The organism is Streptomyces sp. NPDC001714 (assembly GCF_042892755.1).
Lineage (GTDB): Bacteria > Actinomycetota > Actinomycetes > Streptomycetales > Streptomycetaceae > Streptomyces.
In genome coordinates this window covers 516,237-528,830 of sequence record NZ_JBIAUL010000002.1, presented here as the reverse complement: position 1 = coordinate 528,830, position 12,594 = coordinate 516,237, and the positions used below count along the sequence as shown (strand labels likewise).

At 72.3% G+C, this 12,594-nt stretch carries 11 protein-coding genes; 1 reads left to right on the top strand and 10 read right to left on the bottom strand.

The genetic code is table 11. The features are described from left to right. Positions 1-9: 9 nt before the first annotated feature. Positions 10-294, top strand: coding sequence for a hypothetical protein (locus ACFY0P_RS06960; protein ID WP_388908182.1), 285 nt, complete (start codon positions 10-12; stop codon positions 292-294). Between the two features lie 100 nt (positions 295-394). Here ACFY0P_RS06960 and ACFY0P_RS06955 read toward each other — a convergent pair whose 3' ends face one another. The 10 genes from ACFY0P_RS06955 to pflB form a co-directional block, all read right to left on the bottom strand. Then, entirely contained in the window at positions 395-889 is a 495-nt protein-coding gene (locus tag ACFY0P_RS06955; protein ID WP_388908180.1) for a flavodoxin domain-containing protein, read from the bottom strand. A 16-nt stretch (positions 890-905) separates the two neighbouring features. After that, complete coding sequence (locus tag ACFY0P_RS06950; RefSeq protein ID WP_388908178.1) at positions 906-1,631, bottom strand: CBS domain-containing protein; 726 nt, start codon at positions 1,629-1,631, stop codon at positions 906-908. A gap of 20 nt (positions 1,632-1,651) precedes the next feature. Then, on the bottom strand, positions 1,652-4,351 hold the full coding sequence (locus ACFY0P_RS06945) for a GNAT family N-acetyltransferase (protein ID WP_388908176.1): 2,700 nt from the start codon (positions 4,349-4,351) through the stop codon (positions 1,652-1,654). A gap of 207 nt (positions 4,352-4,558) precedes the next feature. Beyond that, positions 4,559-5,572, bottom strand: a complete 1,014-nt coding sequence (gene gap, locus ACFY0P_RS06940; protein ID WP_388908174.1) for a type I glyceraldehyde-3-phosphate dehydrogenase — start codon at positions 5,570-5,572, stop codon at positions 4,559-4,561. A 49-nt stretch (positions 5,573-5,621) separates the two neighbouring features. Further along, positions 5,622-6,485 (bottom strand): universal stress protein, encoded by an 864-nt coding sequence (locus ACFY0P_RS06935; protein ID WP_388908840.1) that lies wholly within the window; start codon positions 6,483-6,485, stop codon positions 5,622-5,624. Between the two features lie 5 nt (positions 6,486-6,490). Beyond that, the gene (locus tag ACFY0P_RS06930; RefSeq protein ID WP_388908172.1) at positions 6,491-7,513 is read right to left on the bottom strand and encodes a zinc-dependent alcohol dehydrogenase; all 1,023 of its coding nucleotides are present in this window, start codon (positions 7,511-7,513) and stop codon (positions 6,491-6,493) included. 22 nt (positions 7,514-7,535) lie between these two features. Beyond that, entirely contained in the window at positions 7,536-8,441 is a 906-nt protein-coding gene (locus ACFY0P_RS06925; protein WP_388908170.1) for a universal stress protein, read from the bottom strand. A gap of 175 nt (positions 8,442-8,616) precedes the next feature. Next, entirely contained in the window at positions 8,617-9,243 is a 627-nt protein-coding gene (locus tag ACFY0P_RS06920) for a hypothetical protein (protein ID WP_388908168.1), read from the bottom strand. A 318-nt stretch (positions 9,244-9,561) separates the two neighbouring features. Further along, positions 9,562-10,305 (bottom strand): pyruvate formate-lyase-activating protein, encoded by a 744-nt coding sequence (gene pflA, locus ACFY0P_RS06915; RefSeq protein ID WP_388908838.1) that lies wholly within the window; start codon positions 10,303-10,305, stop codon positions 9,562-9,564. Beyond that, positions 10,296-12,557: a formate C-acetyltransferase gene (gene pflB / locus ACFY0P_RS06910; protein WP_388908166.1), complete on the bottom strand. Its 2,262-nt coding sequence runs from the start codon at positions 12,555-12,557 to the stop codon at positions 10,296-10,298. Before pflB ends, pflA begins: the two co-directional genes overlap by 10 nt. Positions 12,558-12,594: the final 37 nt, after the last annotated feature.

The following is a 12,594-nucleotide window of genomic DNA, read 5'->3' as shown; positions in this document are numbered from 1 at the left end:
CCTTCCAGCGTGGCGGCACGCTCCTGGCCCGGTAGGGGCCGCACGTCCCTCTGGGGGACCGACCGGCCCCCGCATGCGTCGGCAGGGCCCAAGGCTGCCGCGCCTGCCGCCGACGACGACCCGGACCATGTGCTCGCCGTCGGGCACGCGAGCATCGTGACCCGGCCCGAGGTGGTCCGCGGACTCGTGGAACGCGCTCACACCACACCGTGGGCGGGCGACGAGCGCGCGATGTGGGTGTCGATCCGGCCCCGCAGCCTCACCGGCCGTCGCATCACAGCGGCGGACCAGTAGCCGACCGCCGCGCGGGTCCCGCCAGGACAACCCGGTGAGACCCGCTTCCGAGGAGTGCGCGGTCCCCGGCTACGGCCGGGCCCGGGCGCGGCGAACACGGTCAGGTCTTCAGCTCCGCGGCGATCCCGGCAGCCCACACCTGCACGGCATCGAAGTCCCGGAAGTCCCCGCCCTTCCCTGAGCGCACGATCCTCCGGGCCGGCCACCCGTCGGCGTCCTCTTCGAGGCAGCCCCCGAAGGTGGCGTGGCCCCGGGCGTGCAGGTCCCGCATCGCACGGCGCACCCCGTGCACGGGCGGGAGCTCCCGCTCGGAGGCCGAGGTGTCGAGCGGGCCGCTGCTGAAGAACCACACGGGCCGCTCGGCGAGATCCCTGCGGTGCCGGCGGACGAACGTCCGGGCGTCCTTGTGCCAGCGGCCGGCGTACAGGCCGCCGCCGACCACGACCGCGTCGTACCGGCTCACGAAGGGCACGGACGCGGCTCGCATCGTCTCGACGGTCAGTCCCTTCTCGCGCAGGGCGTCGGCGATCGATTCGGCGATGTGCGCCGTCGATCCGTTCTTGGTGCCGTAGGTGACCAACACAGTGCCGGTCATGGGGACGGCCCTCCTCTCACAGTCCGCGCAGCCGGTCGTCGGCTGCGCCGTGCAGCGCCTGCTCCTCGCGGATGCGGGCGTCGTCCAGGCGGTAGGTCAGGTGGTCGACCACGTCGACCACCCCGTCGATCTGGCGGGTCATGGAGACGGCGATCTCGGTCTCGGCCTTGCGCTCCATGTGGCCGGTGAGCGTGACGACGCCCTCCGTCACGGCCACCTCGACGTTGTGCGGCGGCAGCCACAGGGCGTGGACGAGGACCTCGTCGATGACCTCGGCGCGGATCTCGTCGTCGGGGCGCAGGAACACCTGGAGCAGGTCGCGCCGGGTGACGATGCCGACCAGCCGGTCCTCCTCGTCCAGGACGGGGAGTCGCTCCACCCGGCGTTCGGCCATGGTGCGGGCCGCCTCGACGATGGTGTTCTCGGCGTGCACGGTGACCGGCGGGTCCGACATCAGGTCTCCGGCGGTGCGCGCCTGCGCCTTGGCCGCCTGCTTCCTGGCGCCGCGTGTCAGCTGGTCGAGCGGTGCGCGGTGCTTCCCGTAGGGGCCCGGGGCGGTGGCCTGGCGGGCCATCAGGTCCGTCTCGGAGATGACCCCGATGACCTTGTCGTCGTCGTCGATCACCGGCAGCCCGCTGATCCGGTGGTCGGCCAGGAGCCGCGCGACCTCCTTGAACGGCGTGCTGTAGGCGGCGTGGACGACGTCGGTGGTCATCACGGAGCCCACCTTGTTGTGCCTCATCTCGGTTCCCTCCCCGGCCCTCAGCGGAGCCGGCGCAGATAGGGGTCCTGAGGCCGGCGCGGCAGCAGTCGTACCCGTGCGTCGAGCACGGTGACGCCGCCCGGTGTGGCCAGGACGGGGTTGAAGTCGGCCTCGGCGAGCTGCGGCAGGTCCGCCGCCATCCGGGACAGCCGCTGGAGCAGTTGCTCCAGGGCTTCCAGGTCGACGGGTCCGTTGCCGCGGGTGCCGAACAGCAGGGGTGCGCAGCGCGGGGACGTGATCAGGTCGTGCACGTCGTGGTCGGTGAGCGGTGCGAGCCGGGCGGCGTGGTCGGCGAGTACCTCGGTGGCCGTGCCGCCGAGCCCGAACAGCACCAGCGGGCCGAACACCTCGTCCTGGACCACCCCGGCGAACAGCTCGGTGCCGCGCCGGGCGAGCGACTGGACGACCACGCCGGTCATCAGGTCGCCGAATCGGGTCTCCAGGTCCCGGAAGGCGGCCCGGACCTGTGGCTCGCCGCGCAGGTCGAGGTGGACCGCCCGTTCCTCGCTCTTGTGCACGAGACCCGGCCAGTGGGCCTTCATGACCACCCGGCCGTCGGCACCCCGCAGCCGGTCGGCGGCGCGGACGGCGTCGTCCTCGGTCTCGGCCCAGGCCCACGGGATCTGCGGGATGCCGTAGCAGGCGAGGAGGTCGGCGCAGGTGCGCGGGTCGAGCCAGCCGCCGTCCGGGTGCGCGGCCAGGTAGGCGTCCGCGATGGTGTGTGCGCGCCCGGTGTCGACGTCGTCGAGGGCCGGTACGGTGCCGGCCGGGCGGGCCAGCCAGGCCGCGCGGTCGGCCGCGTGGGTCAACGCGCGTGCCGCCGCCTGCGGTTCGGCGTAGGACGGAATGGTGCCGCCCTCGTCGGCGGCGGGGAGCAGCTTCACCGGCAGGTCCTGCTCCAGACATACGGCGAGGACCGGCTTGGGCCTGCGGCCGGGCGCCCCGGTCAGGGCGTGTATCAGGTGGTCGCCGGTCGCGGTGGCGAGGGCGGTCGGGACCAGGGCCACCAGGACGGCGTCGACGCCCGGGTACTCCAGGAGCGCGTCGACGCAGTCCGTGAGCTGTTCCTCGGTCACGGCGGCGGTGGCGTCGACCGGGTTGCCGACGGCCGCGCCGTCGGGCAGCACGGCGAGCAGTGCGCCGGTGATCGCCGGGGTGAACGTCGGCAGGTCCAATCCCGCCTCGGCGCAGGCGTCGGCGGCCAGGACCCCGGCGCCGCCCGCGTTGGTGACGACGGCGACGCGGTTGCCCTCCGGCAGTGTCTGGGAGTAGAGCAGCGCTGCCGTTTCGAGGAGTTCGCCGACCGAGCTGGTGGCGGTGATGCCGGCCTGGGTGAACAGGGCCCTGCGGGTCATGGTGGGGGTGGCGGCGGCCGCGGTGTGCGAGGCGGCGGCCCGGCGGCCGGCCGTGGACCGGCCGGCGTCGACGGTCAGCACCGGCATCCGGCGGGCCACCCGGCGCGCGGTACGGGAGAACGCACGGGGGTTGCCGAACGACTCCAGGTGGAGCAGGGCGAGGTCGGTGCGGCCGTCGGTCTCCCACCACTGGAGCATGTCGTTGCCGCTGACGTCGTACTTGTCGCCGAGCGAGACGAAGGAGGACACGCCGATGCCGAGCCGGGACAGGCCGTCCAGCAGGGCGATGCCGATGCCTCCGGACTGGACGGCGACGCCCGCGCTGCCGGGGCGGGGGTGGCCGTCGGCGAAGGTGGCGTCGAGGCGCAGGCGGGGGTCCGTGTGGGAGATGCCCAGGCAGTTGGGGCCGACGAGTCGCATGCCGTAGGTGCGGCATGCGGTGCGAAGTGCCTGTGCCTGCTCGGGGTCGAGGCCCGAGGTGACGACGAGGAGGGCGCTGACGCCGGCCTTGCCGCACTCCTCCGCGGTCACCGGGACCGCCGCCGCGGGCACCGCCACGACCACCAGGTCCGGGGTCCTGGGCAGGGCGCCGACGGACGGGTAGCAGGGCACCCCGAGGACCGAGGTCACGCTGGGGTTCACGGCGAAGAGGCGGCGGGTGTAGCCGCCGGTGTGGATGTGGTGGAGGATCGCCCGGCCGACCGAGCCCGGTTTGCGTCCGGCCCCGACGACGGCGACCGCCTCCGGGCACAGCAGCGGCGTCAGGCTCGCCACGTCGGCGGAGCGGCCCCGGGACTCGACGGCCGAGAGGTACGCGTCGTCCTCGTCGAGGTGGATGGTGCAGCGCGTCTCGGTGCCCTCGAAGCGGCGGGTCGTGCGCAGGCCGAGGTCGGCGAAGAGCCGGAGCACCTCGCGGTTCTCGCTGAGCGCGTCGGCCGTGAAGGTGGTGACGCCGTCGCCGCGGGCCGCCGAGACCAGGTGCTCGACGAGGAGGGTGCCGACCCCGCGGTGATGCAGTCCGTCGGCCACGGCGATGGAGATCTCAGCCGATTCCCTGCCGTCCTCCCCGGTGTCGTACTCGGCGAGGCCGAGCACCCGGCCTCGCGTCTCGGCCAGCAGCGCCCGGTAACCGGGGCGGGCCGGGGCACACGCCCGGTCGGCGGCCATCGCGGCCGAGCGCCGGCTCACCGAGAAGAACCTCAGGCGGAGGTTCTCCGCGGACATCTCGTCGTAGAACCCCTTCAGCCGGTCGCGGTCGCCGGGGGTCACGGACCGGATGCACACGGTGGTCCCGTCCGCGAGCAACGCGTGGGCGGGGGATCGTTCGAGCAGGAAGTCGGTCATCGCGGTTCTCCTCCAAACCGGTTGGCACTACGAGCATCTGGCGCGGTGGGCTCGGGCCCCATGGGCTGTCCGGGGCGAGGTGGGGGCCGATCGGCCCTGATCAGCCCGACCGGTCGGGACCGTGGCCGACGAACGCCGCTGCCCTCGCCGGTGACCGGAGTCCGGTCGGCCGACGAGGGCAGGGCGAGGCGGTTGCGAGCGCTCGGGTCAGTCCTCGGCGACCAGGGCGGTGAGGTCGAGGAGCCGGTTGGTGTAGCCCCACTCGTTGTCGTACCAGCCGAAGACCTTGGCCAGGGTGCCGTTGGCCTGGGTCAGGGCGGGGTCGAAGACGCACGAGGAGGGGTCGCCGATGACGTCCCGGGAGACGATCGGGGCCTTCGACACCCGCAGGATGCCGTGGAGCACGCCCTCGGCCGCCGCCTCGAACGCGGCGTTGATGTCGTCCGGGCTCGCCTCGCGGCCGAGCACCACGGCGAGGTCGGTGAGCGACCCGTCCTCCACCGGCACGCGGACCGCGATCCCGTCCAGCGCCCCGGCCAGCTCCGGCACCACCAGGCCCACCGCGCGGGCGGCACCGGTACTGGTCGGGATGATGCTCAGGGCGGCCGAGCGGGCCCGGCGCAGGTCCTTGTGCGGGCCGTCCAGAAGGGACTGGTCGTTGGTGTAGCCGTGGATGGTGGTCATCACCCCGCGTTCGATGCCGAAGGCCTCGTCGAGGACCTTCACCATCGGGGCGACGCAGTTGGTGGTGCAGGAGGCGGCCGAGACGATCCGGTGCCGGTGCCGGTCGTAGGTCTGGTCGTTGACGCCCATGACGATGGTGGCGTCCGCGTTCTTGCCCGGTGCCGACAGCAGCACCGTGTGCGCGCCCGCCTTCAGGTGCAGGGCGGCCGCGTCGCGGTCCCGGAAGCGGCCGGTGGACTCGATGACGATGTCGGCGCCGTAGTCCGACCAGTGCAGGACCGCCGGATCGCGTTCCGCCGAGACGGCGATACGGCGGCCGTCGACGGTGATCGAGCTGTCGTCATGGATGACCTCGCGTCCGATGTGCCCGAACGTCGAGTCGTACTCCAGCAGATGAGCGAGCGTGGCGGGCGAGGTGATGTCGTTGATCGCGACGACCTCGACGTCCTGCGTGCCCGCCTCTGCGCGGTCGAGGGCCGCCCGCAGGTAGGTTCGGCCGATCCGGCCGAATCCGTTGATGCCCACGCGTACGGTCATGGTGACGAACTCCTTTCGGGAGCAGGTGGGTTCGGGCCGGTCTCCGCGCTCACGTCCGCTCGGGTACGACGGCGACCGGGCACGCCGCGTGGTGCAGGACTCCGTGGGCCACGCGGCCGAGTTGGAGCCCGAGGTGCCCGGTGTTGCGCCGGGCACCGACCACCAGCAGGTCGGCGGTGCGGGAGGCGGCCAGCAGCACCTGGCGGGCGGGGCCCTCGACGGTCTGCCGGTGCACGCGCACCTTCTCGGGTACGTCGCACAGCGCCTCCTCCAAGGTGTCCGAGGCCTGCTGCTCGTGCAGCCGGGCAGGTTCCCCGGAGAGCAACGGGTGGTCGGTGGTCTCGTGCGCCGGGGCCCGCCAGGCCCGTACGGCGTCGATCACGGCGCCCCGCAACTCGGCCTCCCGGACGGCGAAGTCCACGGCCTCCCTCCCTCCGACGCCGAGCACGATCCGGGCGCCGGCCCCGGTGCGGACCTGGTTGTCGTGGCTGCCACGGAGCACGATCACCGGGCAGTGGGCGTGCGCGGCGGCGGTCAGGCCGACCGAGCCGAGCAGCGTCTCGACGAAGCCGCTGCGTCCCCGGGAGCCCAGCACCAGTGCGGCGGCCTCGCGGCTCTCGTGCACCAGCGCGTACTCGGGTTCCTCGGGCAGGACGTCGGTGGTGACTTTCAGGCCGGGCTGCCGACGGTGCGCCCGCTGGGCGGCCATGTCGACGACGTCCTCGGCCATCAGCTGTTCGGACGGCCGGGTGACGAGGTCCTCGGCGAGCGACTCGCCCTCGTACCGCTCCCACAGCGAGGCGTACACCAGGCGGAGCGGCGCCCCGCGCAGGACGGCCTCGTCGGCCGCCCAGTCGACGGCCCGCAGGCTGGACTCGGAGCCGTCGACCCCGACCACGACCGGCAGGTCCACGGTGTTCACCGCCCCGCACCCATGTCGAACACGATCCGGGCCTTGACCTGGCCGCGCAGCACGTCCTCGATCGACTCGTTGACGGTGGCCAGCGGACGGGTCTCGTGGACCACCCTGGTCCGGCCTGCCGCGTGCAGCCGGAACACCTCGGCGAGGTCCTGCCGGGTGCCGACGATCGAGCCGATCACGCTCGTGCCGTTCAGCACGGTGTCGAAGATCGGGACCCGGACCGTGCCGTGCGCGGGCAGCGCCACCATCACCAGCTTGCCGCCGCGCCTCAGACCGGAGTTGACGGCCTCGAAGGCGGCGTCGTTCACGGCGAGCGCGATCGCCGCGTGCGCTCCGCCGTGCCGCTTGAGCACCTCGCCGACGTCGTCCTTGCGGGCGTCGATGACGAGGTCGGCGCCGAGTTCGGCGGCGAGTTCGAGCTTGTCGTCGGTGACGTCGATGGCGGCCACCTGGGCGCCGGCGATCTTCGCGTACTGCAGGGCGAGGTGCCCGAGTCCGCCGACTCCGGAGACCGCGACGAGCTGGGTGGGCCGTACGCCCGCGACCTTGAGCGCCTTGTACGTGGTGACGCCGGCACAGGTCAGCGGGGCGGCGTCGAAGGGGGTGACCCCCTCGGGCACGGGCTGGGCGAAGTCGGCCCAGGCCAGCATCTTCTCGGCGTACCCGCCGTCGCAGCCGTAGCCGGTGTTGACCTGCTGCTCGCACAGGGTCTCCCAGCCGGACAGGCAGTGCTCGCACCGCCCGCACGCCTTGCCCAGCCAGGGCACGGCGACCCGCTGGCCGAGGCTCAGGTGGGTGACGCCCGCGCCGAGTTCCTCGACGACGCCGACGCCCTCGTGTCCGGGCACGAACGGCGGGTTCGGCTTGACAGGCCAGTCGCCGTGCGCGGCGTGGATGTCGGTGTGGCACAGCCCGGAGGCCTCGACCCGGATCCGGACCTGGCCGGGGCCGGGCTCGGGGTCGGGGCGCTCCTCGATGACCAGGGGCTCGCCGAAGGCTCGTACGACCGCTGCCTTCATGGTGCTTCTCCTCTTGAGTGGGTCAGCCGTGGGCTACGACGGCGACGGGGGCGGTGGAGTGGTGCAGGACGGCGTGGGTGACATGGCCGATGTGGGCGCCGAGGGCGCCGCGGCGGATCCGCCGCCCGACGACGACCAGTGAGGCCTCCCGGGATGCCTCGACGAGGAGCTCGGCGGCGCTGCCGTAGCGGGACTCCTCGGCGGTCTCCACATCCGGGTACTTCTGCCGCCAGGGACTCAGCACCTCGGCGAGCCCCCGGGACTGTTCCAGGGCCAGGGCCTCGTGCAGGGGCGGGTTCACGGGCATCCCGTACGCGTAGTACGGGGGCGGGAACCAGGCGTGCACGACCCGCAGCGAGGTGGCGCGGCGCAGGGCGGCGTCGAAGGCGAACTCGATCAGCGTCGCGTCCGGGTGGTCGGTGTCGAGGCCGAGGACGACGGGCCGGAAGGGTGTGGCGGCGGACGGAATGCCCGCCGGGTCGGCCTCGTGCTCGTCGGCGGCCTGCTCCCCCGCCCGTACCAGCACCACCGGGTTCTCGGCGTGCGCCACGACGCTCAGGCCGACGGAGCCCACGAGGAAGCCGCCGACACCGCCGAGGGCCCGGGAGCCGAGGGCGAGCAGAGCGGCACTCTTCGACGCCTCGGCAAGGACCTCGCCGGGGCTGCCGGACACCTGCTCGCCGAGCACCTCGACACCCGGGTGCCGCAGCCGCAGTCCCTCCGCGACCTCCCGCGGAATTCTCTCGGTCCAGTGCTGGTGGGTCTCGGGGCCGAGCAGCGGGGCCTGTGCCATGGGGTCGGGGACCGGCTCCCAGACGTGGACGATCCTCAACGGCAGACCGCGCAGCTTAGCCTCGCGGGCCGCCCATTCTGCTGCCGCCCGGCTCTCGGCCGAGCCGTCGAGACCTGCGGTGACAGTGCGGGTCATGATGTGCACCTCCTGGCGCGAAGGATCCGGCCGTGTTCCGTCGGCGGATCCGGTTCCAGCGTCGTGTCGGGGGACTTCCGGGGGCAGGGGCCACAGGTCCCGGACCGGGGACGTTCGACCCCCTGCCCGGCTCCGGGCGGCGGGCCCGATGTCGGTCCCGCGACCCGGCGGACGTTCAGCGCAGCCATCCGTTCGTGCGGACGAAGGGCAGCCGGGCCCACAGCCGCCCCAGACCGAGGGCGTCACCGGCGGCCGTGGCGGCGAGGGCGATCAGAACCACGGCGTAGACGAGGTGGTAGTCGGCGAACGGGTTGCTGGACATGCTCGGCGATCCGTCCGAGAGGTGCCGGGCGGGCGGCCACTCGGCCATCCACATCAGCGCCATCATCGCGGTGCCGGCGACGGCGGCGAGGCGCAGCGCGACGCCCGCGGTCAGGGCCAGGCCGACGCCGAGGAGGCCGAGCATGAACAGCCAGTCGGCCCAGGCGTCCCCGGCCCAGGAGTGGAAGGTGGACTCCAGCGGGCCGGCCGCCACGGAGCTGAGGAAACCCTTGGTCGGTGAACCGCCGTCGATCCAGCCCTTGCCGGAGAGGGTGGCGTAGCCGAAGCCGAAGGTCTTGTCGAGGAACGCCCACAGGAAGACGAAGCCGGTGAGCAGACGCAGGGAGGCGAGGACGTAAGCCCCCACGGTGGTCGTGTCGCTGACCGCCGACACGGCGAGCTCCGACGTGGAGCCGGTCCGGTTCCTGCGGTACGAAACACGGAATCCGGAAGTCCGGTGAGGGTGCTCGTGCACAGCCATGGTGATGGTCCCTTCGGGGAGGGCGGGAAGACGGTTCGCTCGTTGTCCGACACCCCTCACTCTCGTCTCGTGAGACCACACCCGCCTGATGCCGAAGGTCTGTCCCGGCAGGGCTGAACGGCCCTGTCTCCGGGGGCCGTTGGGGTGCGGGCCCCGCCGGATTGATCGGACCGGACGGAAGGGAACCCGCCATGCTTTCGTCGCCCGCGATCGGACCCGCACGGATCTGGACACCCATCGCCGGGCGGCCGGCGCCGACCTGACGGCCTGTTAGACGCTGCGCGAGTGTGTGCGCCTGATCGATCGCTTCACTCCTGTTCAGTAGGCCATCAGGCCGTACGCGCGGAACTGCTTCCGTACCCGGTCGACCGCATCCTGCGTCGGAGTCGGGGTGTCCCGCAGGGGGAAGGGAATCCCCAGGTCCGCGTACTTCGTGGCGCCGAGCCTGTGGAACGGCAGGACGTCCACCCGGTCGACCGAGTCGAGTCCCGCGACGAACCGGGCCAGGCCGTCGACGGGCTCCGGGGCGTCGGTCCAGCCGGGGACCAGGACGTAGCGGATCCACATCGGGACGCCGAGGCGGTCGAGGCGGGTGGCGAAGTTCAGGGTGGGGGTGAGTTCGCCGCCGGTGAGGGCGCGGTAGGCGGGGACGTCGAAGGACTTGATGTCCAGCAGGACCAGGTCGGTGTCGGCGAGGAGCTCGCCGGTGGCGCGGGCGCCGAGGAAGCCGGAGGTGTCGAGGGCGGTGTGCAGGCCGGCCTCCTTGCAGCGGCGCAGCACCGCGCCCGCGAAGGCCGGCTGGAGGAGTGGTTCGCCGCCGGTGAGGGTGACGCCGCCCCCGGCCGTGGTCACGAAGGCGCGGTACTTCTCGATCTGCGCCATCACCTCGTCGACGGTCGTCTCCTTGCCGTCGCGCATGTGCCAGGTGTCCGGGTTGGCGCAGTACAGGCAGCGCAGCGGGCAGCCGCTGAAGAAGAGGACGAACCGGGTCCCGGGACCGTCCACGCCGGTGGACAGGTCCCAGGAGTGGATCCGGCCGTGCCGCACGGGGCTCACAGCGATCCGTGGAAGGTACGGCTGATCACGTCGAGTTGCTGCTCGCGGGTCAGGCGGACGAAGTTGACGGCGTATCCGGAGACCCGGATGGTCAGGTCCGGGTGGTTCTCCGGGTGCTCCATGGCGTCCTCGAGGGTGGCGCGGTCCAGGACGTTGACGTTCATGTGGAAGCCGCCGGCCGCCGTGTACGCGTCGAGGATGCCGACCAGGTGGCCCGCGCGCTCGGCCGGGTTGTGCCCCAGGCCCTCGGGCGTGATCGTCGTGGTCAGGGAGATGCCGTCCCGGGCCTGCTCGTAGGGCAGTTTGGCCACCGAGAGCGCGGAGGCGGCGACGCCGTGGCGGTCCCGCCCGTTCATCGGGTTGGCGCCGGGGGCGAAGGGCTGTCCCGCGTGGCGGCCGTCGGGGGTGTTGCCGGTGTGCTTGCCGTAGACGACGTTCGAGGTGATGGTGAGGACCGACTGGGTGTGCTCGGCGTTCCGGTAGGTGGGGTACTGGCGCACCTTCGCCATGAAGGACTCCACCAGGCCGACGGCGATGTCGTCGGCGCGGTCGTCGTTGTTGCCGTACGCGGGGAAGTCACCCTCGGTACGGAAGTCGACGGCCAGGCCGGTGGCGTCCCGGAACACCTTCACCCGGGCGTACCTGACGGCGGACAGGCTGTCGGCGGCGACCGAGAGGCCGGCGATGCCGCACGCCATGAAGCGGTGCACAGGGTAGTCGTGCAGGGCCATCTCGACGCGTTCGTAGGCGTACTTGTCGTGCATGTAGTGGATGACGTTGAGCGCGTTGACGTACGTCCGGGCCAGCCAGTCCAGGACGTGGTCGTAGGCCGCCGACAGTTCCTCGTAGCCGAGGTACTCCCCGGTCAGCGGAGGCGCGGCGGGAGCGACCTGTTCGCCGGTCATCTCGTCGCGGCCGCCGTTGATCGCGTACAGCAGGGCCTTGGCGAGGTTGACCCGGGCGCCGAAGAACTGCATCTGCCGGCCGACCTGCATCGCCGACACGCAGCAGGCGATCGCGGTGTCGTCGCCGGTGCGCGGGCGGATCAGCTCGTCGGACTCGTACTGGACGGCGCTGGTGTCGATGGAGACCCGGGCGCAGAACTCCTTGAACCCGGCGGGCAGTCGGGGCGACCACAGCACGGTCAGGTTGGGTTCGGGGGCGGGGCCGAGGTTGTACAGGGTCTGCAGGAACCGGAAGGAGGTGCGGGTGACCAGGGTGCGGCCGTCGGCGCCCATGCCGCCGATCGACTCCGTGACCCAGGTCGGGTCGCCGGAGAACAGCGCGTCGTACTCGGGGGTGCGCAGGAACCGAACGATCCGCAGCTTGATCACGAAGTCGTCGATCAGTTCCTGGGCGCGGGTCTCGTCGAGGACGCCGTCCGCCAGGTCCCGCTGGAGGTAGACGTCGAGGAAGGTGGAGGTGCGGCCGAGTGACATCGCGGCGCCGTTCTGCTCCTTCACGGCGGCCAGATAGCCGAGGTAGAGCCACTGGACGGCCTCGTGGGCGGTGGCGGCGGGCCGGGACACGTCACAGCCGTAGGTCGCCGCCATCTGCGTCAGTTCACCCAGCGCACGGATCTGCTCGGCGAGTTCCTCCCGGTCACGGATCACCTCGGTGCCGGACCCGCAGGCGTCGAGCTTGGCCCGCTCGGCCTTCTTGGCCTCGATCAGCCGGTCCGTGCCGTAGAGCGCCACGCGCCGGTAGTCGCCGATGATCCGGCCGCGCCCGTAGGCGTCGGGCAGCCCGGTGATGACGCCTGCCTTGCGGGCGGCACGCATCTCCGGGGTGTAGGCGTCGAAGACCCCGTCGTTGTGTGTCTTGCGGTAGGTCCCGAAGACCCGGGTCACGAACGGGTCGGGCTCGTAGCCGTACGCGCGCAGCCCGTTCTCCACCATCCGCAAGCCGCCGTTGGGCATGATCGCGCGCTTGAGCGGGGTCTCCGTCTGGAGGCCGACGATCAGTTCGCGGTCGCGGTCGATGTAGCCGGGCGCGTGCGAGGTGATCGTGGACGGGGTGGCGGTGTCGACGTCGAGGATGCCCCGGCGGCGCTCCTCCGGGAACAGCGAGCTGACCTTCGCCCAGACCGCGCGGGTGCGGTCGGTGGGACCGCTCAGGAACTCCGGGCCGCCCTCGTACGGTGTGTAGTTGGCCTGGATGAAGTCCCGTACGTCGATCTGCCCGCGCCAGCGGGTGCCTGCGAAGCCCCGCCAGGCGTCTGTCGTGTGACGGTCGGCGGCTGTGATGGTCACGGTCATCGTCGGTCCTCTCCGGTTCTGTCACTTGGGATGCTCG

Coding starts and splice junctions, on each gene's coding strand:
- ACFY0P_RS06955 (WP_388908180.1), bottom strand. CDS start 889: ATGACCGGCACTGTGTTGGTCACCTACGGCACCAAGAACGGATCGACG.
- ACFY0P_RS06950 (WP_388908178.1), bottom strand. CDS start 1,631: ATGAGGCACAACAAGGTGGGCTCCGTGATGACCACCGACGTCGTCCAC.
- ACFY0P_RS06945 (WP_388908176.1), bottom strand. CDS start 4,351: ATGACCGACTTCCTGCTCGAACGATCCCCCGCCCACGCGTTGCTCGCG.
- gap (WP_388908174.1), bottom strand. CDS start 5,572: ATGACCGTACGCGTGGGCATCAACGGATTCGGCCGGATCGGCCGAACC.
- ACFY0P_RS06930 (WP_388908172.1), bottom strand. CDS start 7,513: ATGAAGGCAGCGGTCGTACGAGCCTTCGGCGAGCCCCTGGTCATCGAG.
- ACFY0P_RS06925 (WP_388908170.1), bottom strand. CDS start 8,441: ATGACCCGCACTGTCACCGCAGGTCTCGACGGCTCGGCCGAGAGCCGG.
- ACFY0P_RS06920 (WP_388908168.1), bottom strand. CDS start 9,243: ATGGCTGTGCACGAGCACCCTCACCGGACTTCCGGATTCCGTGTTTCG.
- pflB (WP_388908166.1), bottom strand. CDS start 12,557: ATGACCGTGACCATCACAGCCGCCGACCGTCACACGACAGACGCCTGG.